This window comes from Paludibacter jiangxiensis, assembly GCF_001618385.1.
Lineage (GTDB): Bacteria > Bacteroidota > Bacteroidia > Bacteroidales > Paludibacteraceae > Microbacter > Microbacter jiangxiensis.
The window spans coordinates 563,202-579,143 of sequence record NZ_BDCR01000004.1; the positions used below are offsets into that span (position 1 = coordinate 563,202).

Annotated in this window: 12 protein-coding genes; 5 read left to right on the top strand and 7 right to left on the bottom strand. The window is 39.0% G+C overall.

Translation table 11 applies throughout. The annotated features are described in order from the left end of the window. Window position 1 precedes the first annotated feature (1 nt). On the bottom strand, window positions 2-1,438 hold the full coding sequence (locus PJIAN_RS12470) for an MBOAT family O-acyltransferase (RefSeq protein ID WP_068705539.1): 1,437 nt from the start codon (window positions 1,436-1,438) through the stop codon (window positions 2-4). Between the two features lie 83 nt (window positions 1,439-1,521). Next, the gene (locus PJIAN_RS12475) at window positions 1,522-2,541 is read right to left on the bottom strand and encodes a branched-chain amino acid aminotransferase (RefSeq protein WP_068705541.1); all 1,020 of its coding nucleotides are present in this window, start codon (window positions 2,539-2,541) and stop codon (window positions 1,522-1,524) included. A 312-nt stretch (window positions 2,542-2,853) separates the two neighbouring features. On the opposite strand from PJIAN_RS12475, the gene PJIAN_RS12480 reads away from it, so the two are divergent. The 5 genes from PJIAN_RS12480 to PJIAN_RS12500 all read left to right on the top strand — a co-directional run bounded on the left by PJIAN_RS12480 (window position 2,854) and on the right by PJIAN_RS12500 (window position 10,319). Beyond that, entirely contained in the window at window positions 2,854-4,266 is a 1,413-nt protein-coding gene (locus PJIAN_RS12480) for a tetratricopeptide repeat protein (protein WP_068705543.1), read from the top strand. Between the two features lie 8 nt (window positions 4,267-4,274). Next, window positions 4,275-5,615 (top strand): tRNA lysidine(34) synthetase TilS, encoded by a 1,341-nt coding sequence (tilS, locus tag PJIAN_RS12485; RefSeq protein WP_068705545.1) that lies wholly within the window; start codon window positions 4,275-4,277, stop codon window positions 5,613-5,615. 171 nt (window positions 5,616-5,786) lie between these two features. Then, complete coding sequence (rho, locus tag PJIAN_RS12490) at window positions 5,787-7,601, top strand: transcription termination factor Rho (RefSeq protein WP_068706455.1); 1,815 nt, start codon at window positions 5,787-5,789, stop codon at window positions 7,599-7,601. Window positions 7,602-7,683: 82 nt separating this feature from the next. Continuing rightward, window positions 7,684-8,610, top strand: a complete 927-nt coding sequence (gene mnmL / locus PJIAN_RS12495; RefSeq protein ID WP_068705547.1) for a tRNA modification radical SAM protein MnmL/YtqA — start codon at window positions 7,684-7,686, stop codon at window positions 8,608-8,610. Window positions 8,611-8,678: 68 nt separating this feature from the next. Next, window positions 8,679-10,319: a tetratricopeptide repeat protein gene (locus PJIAN_RS12500; RefSeq protein ID WP_153802565.1), complete on the top strand. Its 1,641-nt coding sequence runs from the start codon at window positions 8,679-8,681 to the stop codon at window positions 10,317-10,319. Between the two features lie 1,020 nt (window positions 10,320-11,339). Here PJIAN_RS12500 and PJIAN_RS12510 read toward each other — a convergent pair. The 5 genes from PJIAN_RS12510 to PJIAN_RS12530 form a co-directional block, all read right to left on the bottom strand. Beyond that, window positions 11,340-12,551 (bottom strand): DUF4861 domain-containing protein, encoded by a 1,212-nt coding sequence (locus tag PJIAN_RS12510; RefSeq protein WP_068705553.1) that lies wholly within the window; start codon window positions 12,549-12,551, stop codon window positions 11,340-11,342. A gap of 9 nt (window positions 12,552-12,560) precedes the next feature. Then, complete coding sequence (locus PJIAN_RS12515) at window positions 12,561-13,277, bottom strand: bifunctional nuclease family protein (protein ID WP_153802566.1); 717 nt, start codon at window positions 13,275-13,277, stop codon at window positions 12,561-12,563. A gap of 15 nt (window positions 13,278-13,292) precedes the next feature. Next, window positions 13,293-14,492 (bottom strand): argininosuccinate synthase, encoded by a 1,200-nt coding sequence (locus PJIAN_RS12520; RefSeq protein ID WP_068705557.1) that lies wholly within the window; start codon window positions 14,490-14,492, stop codon window positions 13,293-13,295. A 136-nt stretch (window positions 14,493-14,628) separates the two neighbouring features. After that, on the bottom strand, window positions 14,629-15,285 hold the full coding sequence (locus PJIAN_RS12525) for a GNAT family N-acetyltransferase (RefSeq protein WP_068705560.1): 657 nt from the start codon (window positions 15,283-15,285) through the stop codon (window positions 14,629-14,631). An 87-nt stretch (window positions 15,286-15,372) separates the two neighbouring features. Further along, on the bottom strand, window positions 15,373-15,858 hold the full coding sequence (locus PJIAN_RS12530) for an arginine repressor (RefSeq protein ID WP_068705562.1): 486 nt from the start codon (window positions 15,856-15,858) through the stop codon (window positions 15,373-15,375). Window positions 15,859-15,942 lie beyond the last annotated feature (84 nt).

Sequence of the window (15,942 nt, forward strand, 5' to 3'; positions counted from 1 at the left end):
CTTAAAATTGAAAATAAATAAAATGTTGGCCGCTACCTCTGAATAATATAATCACGATAAAGATGGCATAATAAAGACTCCAGCGCCATGCCTTATGCCAATCGCCGGCAACGCCACCCAAAGCGTACGGATACTCTCTTCCTCGCCATTCGACGGCAAAAAAGAAAAGCACAAAAACAATTGTCAACCAGGGCCATACCTGAGGTAAAGAAAATAACGATTTACTGAAAATTCCACTCAAATAAGAAAATGCATGACCCATATCCTCGGCACGAAAGAATATCCAGGCAAAAACCGCCAGTGCGAAAGTTAAAAGCATTTCTCCGGCTTCACGCAATGATGGCAATATTTTCCCTTTTGCCACAACATCAATATGGTTACGATTCATTTTGAACACTACCAAAGGCATCATAAATAATGCATTCAGTGCGCCCCAGACGATAAACGTCCAGTTGGCTCCATGCCAAAATCCGCTCACTACAAAAATGATGAAGGTATTTCGGATTTTCGCCCACATTCCACCCCTGCTGCCTCCCAACGGAATATAGAGATAATCGCGAAACCACGAGGAAAGGGATATATGCCAGCGACGCCAGAATTCGGCAATGTCGCGCGAAAAATAGGGATAGGCAAAATTTCGAAGCAGTTCAAAACCAAGCAAACGGGCTGTTCCCAACGCGATATCGGTATATCCCGAAAAATCGCCGTAAATCTGTATCGCAAAAAAGACGGCACCTACTACCAATGTACTTCCCGAGTACGCTTCGGAATGGGTGAAAATCTGATTGGCATATTGCGCACAATTATCGGCAATCACCATTTTCTTGAACAGTCCCCAAAGAATTTGTTTCAACCCATCCACTGCCCGATCGTAATTGAATTCGCGTGGTCGCGACACCTGAGGCAAAAGGTGGGTAGCCCGCTCAATTGGTCCTGCAATTAATAATGGAAAGAACGAAACAAAAAGCGAATAGTCAACAAAGTTACGGGTAGGCTTTATCTTGTCGTTGTAAATATCAAAAATATAGGACAGTCCGTGAAACGTGTAAAACGATATCCCGACAGGAAGAATAATATTGAGAGAAGAGATTTCAGTAGCAAAACCTGCCGTTTTCAATAAATCCGACAGTGATTCGGCAAAAAAATTATAGTATTTAAAAAAGCCGAGCAATCCCAGATTAATCGCGACACCCGACCACAACCAAATTTTCCGTCCTTTCCTTGGTTCTGTTTTATGAATCTGCAAGCCGGTAATGTAACAAAGAAAGGTAGATAGCGCCAACAGAGAAAGAAATCTGATATCCCAACAACTATAAAAATAGTAGCTGGCTATCATCAGAAGCCAGTTTTGTCCTTTCAGTGATTTTCGGGCAGGAAACCAGTAAAGCAAAAATACAATGCAAAAAAAGAACGCGAAGTCTATCGAGTTAAATAGCATATCAAACTATAAAAAAAGCACTGATAATAACAGAAAAAGCATCACCCACAGCGAGCGATGCTTTTATATTGAAAAGTATAATATTAGTCTAAAACGGTAACCCAGCCATGAGTATCAGGCTCATCACCATACTGAATGGCTCGCAAATGTTCATACAATTTCCTTGAAATCGGTCCCGGAGTACCATCTTTAGAGATGACATACGATTTATTTTGATCTACATCATCGATACGGGAAATAGGGCTGATAACAGCAGCTGTACCACATTGACCGGCTTCTTCAAAAGTTCCCAGTTCTTCTTCCGGGATTTGACGACGTTCAACTGTCATACCCATGTCTTTTGCCAGTTGCATCAGACTTTTATTGGTAATAGACGGAAGTATAGATGTCGATTCCGGAGTAACGTATGTATTTTGCTTGATTCCGAAGAAATTGGCAGGGCCGCATTCATCAACATATTTCTTTTCTTTTGCGTCAAGATAAAGAACAGACGAATAACCCATTGAGTGAGCTTTTTCACCAGCGACAAGACTGGCTGCGTAATTACCACCAACCTTAAACGTACCGGTTCCAAGTGGAGCTGCACGGTCAAATTGACGAAGAATAACTACCGGAGTTGTTTGGAAACCACCTTTAAAATATGGTCCAACGGGAGTTACAAATATCATGAACAAATATTCATTGGAAGGCTTCACACCAACCTGAGCGCTCGTACCAATCAATAAAGGACGAATATAAAGAGACGCTCCGCTTTCATAAGGAGGTACAAAACGCTCATTCAATTTTACCACTCGTTTCACTGCCTCTTCGAATTTCTCAATTGGCAACTTCGCCATCATGATACCATCTGATGTAGCTTGCAGACGTTTCGCGTTTTCCTCAATACGGAAAATACGAATTTTACCATCTTTACCGCGAAATGCTTTCAAACCCTCAAAGGCCTCTTGTCCGTAGTGCAGACAAGTTGCTGCCATGTGCAACGTAATAGTAGAGTCGGTTGTTTCTTCAATTTCTCCCCATTGGCCATCTTTGTAAGTACAACGAACATTATAATCCGTTGGCATATAACCAAATGAAAGTTCCGACCAGTTAATTGAATCCATAATTATATTTGTACTGAAAATTTTTTCACAAAGGTATCATTTATTTAGTGTAGAACAATGAAAATCTGAATTAATTGACAAAAAAAGAGCTCTCAAACAGAACAATGCAATTTTTATCTTTCAACTGAAAATAATCCCAGGTTCCTTGTGATGCATCCGATGAAAAAAATTACTTTTGCATACAAAACAGGACAATCTGTTTCAAAACGCACTAATTTTATTCTCAACTCTTTAACTGAGACGAAGCATTATTGTTTTTCACAAAAGAGGCAACAAAACGGCTTCCATAACCCTCTTTCAAAATATTGAACTATGCGCCAATACTCAATCATCGGTTTGGTTCTTTTCTTTTTTTCTCTTTCTGTTAATGCACAAACCATAGCTGAAGGCCAAAGCCTGCTCAATAGCCAGAGATATTCCGAAGCCTCACGGGTTTTCGGAAATATTCTCAAAAAACGCCCCAATGATGGTGCGGCAAACTATGGATATGGCCAGTGTCAAAACAAACTGGGAAATAAAGAGGAGGCTATCACATCCTTACAAATCGCTGTTAATAAAAAAATAACAGCTGCCTATCCTTTGTTGTGCGAATTGTGTTTTGAACAATATCATTTTGAAGAAGCAGTTTCTAATATTGAAGCATACCTTGCTTTACCCAAAACGACACAGGCAGAAGCTGCAAAGCTTAACAAACTACTTGAAAAAGCCAAAATCGGAGCGCAGTTATTACAACACGTAGAATCCATTACTATTGTCGACAGCATGCAGGTTGCCAAAAATGAATTCTACAAATACTACTCAATGGGAAAAGATCTTGGCACTATAATACCTTCAAAGCAAATTCGCAAAACTGCTCCCGATGGCGCCCTGGCTTATAAATCACAACGCGGCGATCGAGTTGTTTTTGCAGACAGCTTGAAGCACAAGCTCGGTCTATACGGCACTTTTCAAATGATTGACTCCTGGAGCGAGCCAATACCTCTGAGCGACCAGGTAAACGGAACTGGCAGTGTTATTAATTATCCGTTTGTTTCATCCGACGGAGTTACGCTCTATTTTGCAGCGCAAGGCGCTAATTCGCTGGGAGGATACGATCTGTTCATCACCCGCTTCAACTCAAAAGACAACAATTATTACGCTCCACAAAACTTAGGATTTCCATTCAATTCTACTGCAAATGACTATTTGATGGTTGTTGATGAGATTAATAATCTTGGCTGGTTTGCCACGGACCGTTCGCAACCGGAAGGGAAAGTAATGATTTACAAGTATCTAACCAATCCGGAGAAAAAGCTGATACAGAGTTCCGACACTAATTACCTGCGACTTGCAGCTCAATTGAAAAGTTACAAAAAAGGCAAAGCAACTAAAACGAACACCCGCACTACAATAGAACAGGATGCTCCTGCTACCGTCAAGCCCTCTATGGGATTCAGGGTCAATGACACTATTAGCTACACATCAATCGACCAGTTTAAAAGTGCTAAAGCCCGTGAAATATATTTACAGGCAGATTCGCTGGAAAAAGCACAAACGAGACTGCAAGGTGAGTTGAACCAACAGCGTTCGGCCTATGGCGCCACCGAATCAGCTGAAGAAAGAAGTAAAATTCAGCCTGAAATATTACGCCTTGAAAGAGAAGTAAACGGACTGATAAACAAACCTCAAAACCTTTACTTACAAGCCCGGCAAACAGAGCTTGAAGCACTTAGCGAAAAACGATAACTCCAGAAATGGAATTTACCAATAAAGTCATATCTTATATTACAACCCATCAACTTTGCAAAGAAGGTGCAAAGCTGGTTGTGGGTGTTAGCGGCGGAGCCGATTCCGTCGCGTTGCTTCACGTTTTGCATAATACCGGTTATAAATGTATCGTTGCTCACTGTAATTTCCATTTACGTGGAGTTGAATCTGATGCTGACGAAACTTTTGTAAGAGATTTAGCCGACAAATGGCATATTCCTTTTTTTTCAACATCATTCGATACTAAGACATTCGCCAAAGAAAACGGAATTTCAATTGAAATGGCAGCACGCGATCTCAGGTATGAATGGTTTGCAACATTAAAAAAAGAGCAAAACGCAGATGCAATTGCTATTGCCCACCACCTTGATGACTCAATTGAAACTTTCTTCATCAACCTTTCGAGAGGCACCGGATTGCGTGGACTATTGGGAATTCAACCTAAGCAAGGCTACGTTATACGACCGTTCCTATCCGTTTCCAGAGATGAAATAAATAATTACATATCTGCCAATAACTTACGGTCACGAATGGACCTTTCGAATTTTGACCAATTAATCATTCGCAACAAGATCCGACATTCATTGATTCCGGTGTTTGAATCTTTCAATCCATCTTTCAGGCAAATAATGGCGGAGAATTTCTCACGGTTAGGAGAACTGAATGAAGTGGCAAATGATCTTATTGAGTCGTTTAGAAAAGATGCTGTGATTGATCATGAAGACTATTTTTCAATCTCCATAAGCAAATTGCATAATCAATCCAATGCCCACTATTTTCTATTTGAACTGCTTAAACCGTATAATTTTAATGACGCAACAGTAAACGACATACTGCATCATCTTGATGGAGAATCTGGTAAATCATTCTTTTCTTCAACACACAGAATAATTAAGGACAGGAATCATCTGCTAGTAACGTCTTCTATAGCTGCCGATAATTCAAGTTATTTGATACCAGAAGGAACATCAAGCATAGACAAACCGATCAACCTTTATTTATCACAACCGATCAGTATTGAACCTGCCAGCATTGTAAAAAACAGCAATATTGCCTGTATTGATTTTGAAAAGCTTACTTTTCCGCTTAAAATAAGACGCCCGAAAGAGGGAGACTTCTTTTATCCCCTGGGAATGACTGGCAAAAAAAAAATAAGCGATTTTTTTATCGACAAAAAACTCAATCTGCTTGAAAAAGAAAATTGTTGGCTTCTAACATCTGAAGATCAGATTGTTTGGGTTATTGGATATCGTATCGACGATCGTTTTAAAATCGACGATAATTCAAAAAAAATGATAAAAATCAGTTTATCAAAAGATATTGTGTGATTTATAAAAAATATATATCTTTGCATCGCAAAACTTCACGAGCTACTTCGTCTTTTGTACCTATCATACACTATAATCCCATTTCAATTTACAAAAATACTTCCGGACTCTTAACGATTCCGATATTAGAATTGCTTGTGTGCTCAGCACAAAATTACCACAAACAAAAATATGTATAACATTCTAGAACTAAGAGAAAAAGATCTTGCTGACCTGAAAGCTATTGCCAACGACATGCAGATTAAACGCTTCGAATCGTTGTCAAAAGATGAACTGGTCTACAGGATTCTTGATGAACAAGCTATTACCAAAGCCGCAGAAAAAAAAGGTGAGGTAAAAGATGGTGATGATGCAAAAAAACGAAGAACACGTATGAAAAGCAACAACAAACCAGTTGCCGGAAGTAGCGGGGAATCACAAAAAACTGCATCTCCTGCACAACCAACTCCCTCCCCTAAAAAAGAAATTTCTGTTGCTACATCTTCATCCTCTCCAAAGCAAGAGATTTCAAAGGAAACAACAACTCCTCAAAATCAAAAACCGAAACAACAGCAAAAGCCGAAAAATCAACAACCTAAGCAGGATACGCCTAAGCCAGCACCTGTTTCTGCAAAACAACCGGTAAAAGACACTTCGGAGATTGTCGCTGAAAGCACGCCCGAAGAGCCAGAATTTTCTCCGATAGTGGAAGTTGCTTTGCCTCAAGAGCCTCAGGCTGTTGAAGCCCCTGTTGTCACTAATAAAAATCAGCAAAACAGGCAACAACGCCCACAAAATAGCAACAATAATTCTAATCAGAATTATCAGAATCAAAACAATCAGAACAACCAGAAAAAACAAAGCGAACCGACCGAAAAGCCTTACGAATTTGAGGGTATTCTTACCGGATCCGGGGTATTTGAACCAATGCAGGATGGCTATGGTTTTCTGCGTTCTCCTGATTATAACTATTTCACTTCACCTGACGACATCTATGTTTCTCAGTCGCAAATAAAGCTTTTTGGTCTTAAAAAAGGAGATACAGTCGAAGGCGCAATTCGCCCTCCAAAAGAAGGTGAAAAGTACTTCCCGCTTATAAAGGTTACGAAAATCAACGGACGTACTCCCGAATTTGTGCGCGATCGTTTGGCATTCGACCACCTTACTCCTCTTTTCCCGGATGAAAAATTCAAACTGACAACCAGCAAAAATGATCCTCTTTCGGTTCGTGTTGTCGATTTATTTTCACCTATCGGTAAAGGCCAACGTGGATTGATTGTAGCTCAGCCGAAAACCGGTAAAACTATATTACTAAAGGACATTGCAAACGCAATATCAGCGAACCATCCTGAAGTTTACATGATTGTACTTCTCATCGACGAACGTCCTGAAGAAGTAACCGACATGGAACGCAGCGTAAATGCCGAAGTGATTGCTTCTACATTCGACGAACCGGCAGAACGCCATGTAAAAGTAGCCGACATTGTTCTTGAAAAAGCAAAACGTTTGGTAGAATGTGGCCACGATGTTGTAATCTTACTGGACTCTATAACCCGTTTGGCACGTGCTTATAACACCGTAGCGCCAGCTTCCGGAAAAGTTTTGTCCGGTGGTGTTGACGCAAATGCGCTTCACAAACCGAAACGTTTCTTTGGAGCTGCCCGTAATATTGAAAACGGAGGCAGCCTTACTATTATTGCTACGGCTCTTACAGAAACCGGTTCGAAAATGGACGATGTGATCTTTGAAGAATTCAAAGGAACTGGTAATATGGAATTACAGCTCGATCGTAAGTTGTCGAACAAACGTATTTTCCCTGCTGTAGACATTATGTCTTCAAGCACCCGGCGCGACGATTTGCTTCACGATGCTGAGACGCTCAACAGAATGTGGATTTTGCGGAAATATCTTTCCGACATGAACCCTGTTGAAGCAATGGAATTTTTGAAAGAACGTCTCGAACGTACAGAAACTAATGAAGAATTTCTGGCGACAATGAACGGATAATTCAAAATTATACAATGTATAAATAACAGAGCATCAAGACTCAAGCTTGTCTTATGCTCTGTTGTTGTTTAAAAGCCGTCCCATGCCACTACCTTACAACGATTACACAACACGACTCCGGGAAATATTAGGTGTTCGTGTTCAGAAAATTTCTATTAATGCCGGCTTTACATGTCCAAACCGCGACGGAAAAGTAGGGACTGGGGGTTGCACATACTGCAACAATCAAACTTTTAATCCTGAATATTGTATGCAGGATAAAAGTGTAACTCAACAAATAACTGAAGGCATTTTGTTTTTCAGGAAAAAGCACGAAGAGCAAAAGTTTCTGGCATATTTTCAGGCCTATACCAATACCTATGGTGAACTCTGCCATTTAATCCGTCTATACGAAGAAGCGTTAGCTTATCCTGATGTGATCGGCCTTGTAATTGGCACCAGACCTGACTGCGTTAATGAAGAACTTCTCGATTATTTTCAAAAGCTATCCCGCAAATGCTACGTAATGATTGAATACGGGGTGGAGTCTACCTGCGATAAAACGCTCAATTTTATCAATCGCGGTCACTCCTTCGAAAGTGCGCAAAATGCCATTCGCGCAACTGCGGAACGAGGCATATATACTGCCGCGCACCTTATACTGGGACTTCCCGGCGAAGACCGGACTACCTTACTTTCACATGCCCTGCACTTATCAAAACTACCGCTTACCGCTATTAAACTGCATCAGCTCCAGCTAATAAAAGGGACAACAATGGCTCAACAATACATAAAACATCCGGAATGGTTTCGTCTGTTTTCTGTTGATGAGTATATTGATTTGTGTATTGATTTTCTGGAATTGCTTCATCCTGATATATCTATCGAACGGTTCACTTCCCTGTCTCCCTCCCGTTTACTTTTAGCTCCAGATTGGAAAGTAAAGAATTACGAATTTGTTGTTAAATTGCAACGCCGAATGAAAGAAAGAGATACCCAGCAGGGAAAATTGTACCATGCTCTTATATAATTTCCCGAAAACAAAATTTTCACTAAATTTGTTCCGCCAAAAATTAATAACCATTTAATTCATTCTGAATGTACCGTTCCCTGTGCTTGCTTTTTATGTATGCACTGTTAGTCGTGTCATGTAGTCATTCTACACATGAACAGAAGCTTCTACTTTCCCGGGCTGACAGTCTTATGCAAATAAAGCCTGACAGTGCTCTCTATCTATTAAAAAAAATCACCAACTATAAACAACTTGCAAATGGAGACAAAGCATGGTTTGCTGTACTTTGGAATAAAGCTCTTTTAAAAAATGACATAGAAGTTTCGTCTGACACTTTAATCCGTTACGCAACAAATCATTATGGAAAAGATGACCCTATAAATGCCGGATATGCATGGTATTTATTATCAAGGTGCGAAAAAAGCAAGGGAAATGCACAAGGAGAAGCCGATGCCTTATTCAAAGCTCAGGAATATGCCATTTACAGTAAAAACCTTAAACTTCAGGCTTGCGTGTGGGATGCAAAATCATTAATGTATAAGAGTCAGCACAAACTGGACAGCATGTATCACTATGCAAATCTGGCTTATTTGGCGTTTCAAAAACAAAAAGATACTCGTAATGCGGTTGTTTGTTTATTAAATATGGGAATAAACAGCTCTATGTCAAAACGGCTGGATAGAGCGTTAGCTTATTATCTAAAAGCAGAGGAACTTGCGAAACACACCAATGAACCTCTTTTATTATCTTCTGCATATACCCAACTATGCTATACTTACTATCAAATGGGCAACTACCCAAGAGCTCTTCAATATTCACGCTTATCCACAAAAACATCAGACTACTATGATTATAACAAATGGATAAACATGGCTTCAATTTATATTAAAACAGGGGCATTAGACTCTGCGCATTACTATTTATCCAAGGGTTCACCTTCTGTGGATAGAATCAAATTCTACTATGAATTATGGGAAACCCTGCATGAAAAGCGCGGAGATTTCAAAAGTGCCCTTATTTACGAAAAGAAATACGCATTTATCCTTGATTCTCTGAATCAAAAATCTCTCTCTGAGAGTTTTGCCGGATTAGAAAAAAAGTACAACTATCAAAAATACCAAACTGAAAATCAGTCTCTCACTATCAACAATCAAAGAAAAAATATTCTGATTCTCGTTTTACTTCTTCTTTTGAGCAGTGTCGCCATGTTATTCTTCATCTTCAAAAATCGTCAACATCGCAAATTATTGACTCAACAACGGCTTTTAACATCTAAAGAAGAAGCTCTTGTAAAAAAAGAACAGGAAAAAAACACCATTCTCGCAAAACAGTTTGACATACAACAAAATGCCCTGAAAGCGATTAGCCTGTTGAAGCAAAATGCATCTACTTTCATTAAGGCAGATGATGTCTTCAAAGATACCAAAACAAAAAAAGAATTTGTTACCCAACAAAACGAAGCCCTCTCTGCTCTTTATAAAAACACTATCGAGAATGTAGACCTGCTTTACAATAATATCTCAAAACGGTTAGCCGCTTCATTTCCAGATTTGCTCGAGAGCGATATTTTAATCTGTTGCCTGCTGCTGGCCGGATTCGATAATATCTCTATAGCATCACTTTTAGATATTCTCCCAAAATCATATAACATGCGGAGAACCATCTTACGCAAGAAGCTCAATATTCCACACGAAGTTAATTTAACCGAATTTCTTGCCAATTTTTAAGCCTGTTTTTCCCTTGCAAAAATGGCCTATTTTATCAATAGGTATCTGTAAAAGACAAATATCCCATGTATATCATTAAAATACTGTACATTATGAATTATGTAATAATTCTTAAATAGGTATGCGATTTTTGTCGTTTTTTAATGAAATATCAACGAATAACCAATAATTTTACAGAAACAATAATCATTAATTTGTTTATGAAAACAATACAGACATTACGTTTTGTTCTTCTCACCCTAACCTTCGGATGTTTCAAAGGCGCGGTCGTTTTTGGTGGTGGAGATGATGATCCTACTAATCCTCCGATAAAACCCTGAGGATATTTAATTACATTCAATAATCATAGAGAAATTTAAAGAGTTTTTTTCAAGACATTATTCCCAATAATCTTTGCTCTTATCAGAGTTTTGGTTATTAGATTTTGGTTAGTGTAGGCGGGATCGACGAGACGTCGCTCCTGCTACCTTCCAAAAACCAGGCAACGCGTTCATGAAAGCAGAATGTGAACAGACAATTAATGCAAACTGACGATCGTTTTGCCTAAAATGAAAAGAGGTAAAAATCAGAAATGTCATCCTGATTCTTAGCTTCTTTTTGTTTATGTATACAGTGACGGGAATCTTATTAATTTATGCTGAATTATAAAAGATAATTGGCATCTTCTCAAGCACATCTCATAAATATGACTGAAAATATTGGGAAAAGTCAGCTTTTCCATGCAACTGATGAAAGCTGCATATTTAGAATTATTGTGGAGAGTGAATACGGACATATTGTCTATAACTCGTCCATAGAAAATATTCTAAATGAAATTCATCTTGATTTTGACACTTCACTATGGAGTAAAGGGATACACCTGCTTAAACTACTGAATAATAACAAATTGATTTATCAAACACTAATCTACAAAAATATCAACCAAGACACTCTTTGCATCAAAATACCAATAAAAAAAACAGAATAAAAAATGACCTGATGGATAACTCCACCAGGCCATTTAAGCATAAACAGTGTCTATTAATAAAAAAGAACCGTCACCTTAATCGGATTTTGTAGTTCCTGATTCCATTTTTTTACATAATCAAAGAAGTTTTTTGACTGTTTAAAACCACCTTCCTCCTGCTCCCAAGCCGAGGTAATATGGTATGTAAAGTCCCTTCCTTCAAGCAAGAGTAATAAATTATCTTTGTCCTGAGTTGACTCTTTTAATGTTGCAAGAGGAACAGACACTGCCAATCCTACAGTTTGAGGTTTAGTTCTCGGATTGTCTGTCACAGGATACTGCAGACCAGTTCCCCATATAGCCACAGCTCCTTTTGCGTCTGTCATTTTCTCCGAAGCATCAAAAAATGTTTGAACACCTGTACACAACGTTGTTGGTAGATTTTGCATAACCTGCACCTCTATATCCCGGTGATCCGCATAAATAATATAGCGTTGTTTAAGGTCAATAGATTTGCCCTGATACTGCCATCCATCGGCTTCCATTTCAATTATTGAACGCACAGGACCACTCACGACAACACGGCCTGTACGATTGCTCACAGGAGAAATATGAGTCGCTTTTGCACCATCCCATCCTTTCAGGGTTCCACAACCGGCTGTAGCTTTTACCCACAGTATATCATCTCCATAGCCTTCAGCAATTTGCTTGTCGGTAGGATACCATTTTGTATCCATCAATTCAAGACGATGCTTTTTCTTTCCATACAAATCAACAGTCTGTTTTTCGTCAAAATATAGTCTATAGGCCATATATTCCGACTCAAAAGCAGGTCCATGATGGTGCAAACTTTGATATAGATTCCCTGTCGTTGATGATTCTTCAATAGTTGGAACTATCGTTTTGGTCTGTTTATCTTTTCTCCACATTTGAGCATGTGTTTTCTCTTTAAATTGCTTATAAAGAGAACTATCTGCGGCAACTTTCACCGATACTGTTATTTTTTGCTTTGGTTGCAAATTGACCAGAAAGGCCAATTCATCAGCAGAGCCATCACGGTTCAGGTCATCTAACTGAGACGGTACTTGCTTTTTATTCACAACAACTGCAGCAGATACAACTTTTGCTCCGCTTTTCGCACTTAATTTACTGACAGGCACAACTACAGGAACATTGTTTTGCGCCCATACTGATGGATTTTCTATAGTCACACGAACTATAGATACTGCATGGATACTTACGGCACACATTAAAGCACCAAGCAGCAGAATCGAATTTTTCTTCATTACTAAATTTTATTGATTGGAATCTTTAGGATTTCTTTTGCGGTTTATTTCGTCCCGAAGACGGGCAGCTTCTTCATACTGTTCGTTGGCAATAGCATGTTGCAAGCGTTTTTCGAGCTCTTCAAGCGATGGCTCCTCATAAACTGCCTGATCAGCCTCTTCTGCTACTTCCGCTTCTTTTTCTTCTTCATCCAACGATATGGAATATTGATCGAACAAATCCTGCTCGATGAATATGGGACACGATGCTCTTATTGCCAAAGCAACGGCATCGGATGTTCTGGCGTCAACAACAAGAGTCTTTTCATTACTCAGAAGAAGAAGCTCCGAATGAAATATACCTTTTTCAAAATGGTGAATATTTACCTCCACCAATTCAATCTTAAATCCGGATAACGCATTCAACATCAAGTCATGAGTCATTGGACGTGGGGTTTTTATATTTTGCAATTGCAATGCTATAGATTCCGCCTCTGCATGTCCTATAATCACTGTAATACGACGTTTGCGGCTCTCATCTCCCAAGACCAACGCATAAGTATTGTATTGCGTTTTACTGCTTATAAGACCTTGAATAGTTAATTTAACGCGTGAACTCATAATTGAATTATTAAGTTTAAGCAAACATACTATTTTTTTCGTTGAGTTCTTATCCCAGACTAACGATTTTATCGTTTTGACAAAAAAAATCAGCAGTTTTCCTGGAAAAGCTGCTGATTTTTGCACGAATTTTCTGAGTTATTATTTTTCGTTTCTTTTTTGTACGTTATAATAAATCTTCATTTGGTTGGCAAGAATCTTGGTAAAACCTTTTACATCATCAGCTGACCATGCACGATTTACTTCGCCATATTCTCCAAAATCCGTTTTCATAAGGTCAAACGAGCTTTCAACACCTATCAATGTATAACTGTAAGGACGCAGCTGTATTTTGACAGTGCCGGTTACATTTTGCTGGGTGCTTTCCAAAAACTGCTCCATGTCACGCATTACCGGCTCAAGGTATTGAGCTTCATGCAGGAACATGCCGTACCAGGTGCCCAACTGATCTTTCCAATATTGTTGCCATTTGGTCAGAGTGTGCTTTTCCAGCATTTTATGAGCATTAATGATCAAAAGCGCACCCGCTGCTTCAAACCCCACGCGTCCTTTAATACCGATAATTGTATCTCCGATGTGCATGTCACGACCAATTCCATATGCTGCTCCGGCGGTTTCAACAGCACGAATAGCTTCGATTTTATCCTCGAAAGTCACTCCGTTTACACCACAAATTTCGCCTTTTTTGAAATCAATCGTCAGTAATTCACCATCGTTCTTTGTAATCTGACTTGGATAAGCTTCTTCAGGCAAGGTTTGATCCGATTTTAATGTTTCCTTACCTCCTACGCTGGTTCCCCATAAACCTTTGTTTATAGAGTATTCCATCTTTGTAAAATCTGCCTCATAACCGTGATCTTTCAGATAATTAATCTCATATTCACGGGTAAGGGTCATATCGCGAGTCGGAGTAATAATTTCAATTTCAGGGGCTAAAACCTGAAATGTAAGGTCAAAACGAACCTGATCGTTACCTGCACCGGTACTTCCGTGTGCTACATATTTAGCTCCAATTTTCTTTGCATATTCAATAATTGCAATTGCCTGAAAAATGCGCTCAGAACTTACCGAAATAGGATATGTACCATTACGAAGTACATTCCCGAACACCATATATTTGATGCTCTTTTCATAATATTCCTTGGTAACATCAAGCGTAGCATGAGTAGCTGCTCCAAGTTTAAAGGCACGTTCCTCAATAGTTTTCAGTTCCTTTTCAGAAAAACCTCCTGTATTTGCAATCGCAGTGTGAACTTCATAACCTTTTTCTACCGATAAATACTTGGCACAAAAGGAAGTATCCAAACCACCACTAAATGCCAAAACAACTTTTTCTTTCATTTGTTTATAATTTATTTTTTAACGGTCAAATGGAACTCCATGTTACAACATTAACATCTTGTTGGATATGCTTGAAACACGAGCGTTTCATTATAGTAATATTTTTATCGTATATTCGAAAGCGAAGGATAGTTCGTTATTCTTTTGTTTTTACGTTCACCACCTTCTTGTCGGCCTTCTTTTTGGGCTTTGGAAAAAGCTGAGAGAACACTTTTTTCCATGCACTTTGCGTTTTCTTTTCTGTTGCATGCTCTTCCGGATCATACAGCATACCTGTACACAAGCACATTTTATAGTTATTGCGCTTCAGGATATCAAAATTCACGCAAGCTTCACAACCTTTCCAAAAGGCTTCGTCATGGGTGAGTTCTGAAAAAGTCACAGGTCTGTAACCCAATTCGGAATTGATTTTCATAACCGCCAGTCCTGTTGTTAATCCAAACAATTTTGCATTTGGAAATTTTTCTCTCGACAAGTCAAACGATTTTTTCTTAATCGCTTTTGCCAATCCCTGTCCCCTGAATTTTTCAACAACAATAAGACCTGAATTAGCGACAAATTGCTTATCGCCCCAACTTTCGATGTAGCAAAAACCTGCAAACTCACCATCTTCGGTTAATGCAATTATAGCTTTTCCTTCCAATATCTTCTTTTCAATATATTCGGGCGAACGCTTAGCAATACCGGTTCCTCTTTTTGCGGCTGCTGCACTAATAGTATCCAATATAGTATTTACATACTCTAAATGGCTTTCATTGGCAACCACAATTTCAACTTTTGCTCCTTCTGACATTTTGTATTTTACATTTATAGGAATGAAACTTGATAATAACTCAGGCAGCTACAAACTGCCCTCTGTTTTTCAATGAACATTTGCTTTTTACGTCGTTTTTTCTGCTTTTATTTCAGGAAAAAGCTCTGACAATAGGGAAAGCACTTCTCGTCTGGATGATTTCTCATTAAGAGCCAGAAAAATGGTATCGTCACCCGCAATAGTTCCCAAAATCCGGTTGTCTGCATAATTATCAATACTCCAAGCCAAAGCACTGGCAAAACCGGGACTTGTTTTTATCACTCCCATTGTACCTGTAAAGTCAATAGAAAGGATGCCTCCGGGAATACGGCTTGTTGATTTTGTATTACTTTTTGCGCGGCCATACTCAACCACTTTACTCGAAAGAGAGTAACGGTAACCACTTACAGTCGGAATTTTTGCAACTTTCAGCTGCTTCAAATCACGGGACAACGTGGCCTGAGTCAAATCGAAACCACTTGTTTTCAACACATTCAGCAATTCATCCTGACTGCTGATATTGAAAGAAACGATAATCTCCTTGATTTTGTCTAAACGGTCTTTCTTTCCCATTGTGAATTTTTATTCATTTATGGGCGCAAATTTATACATAAAAAACGAGCAAAGCAAGTCCATTTATATGTTTCAAACAACATT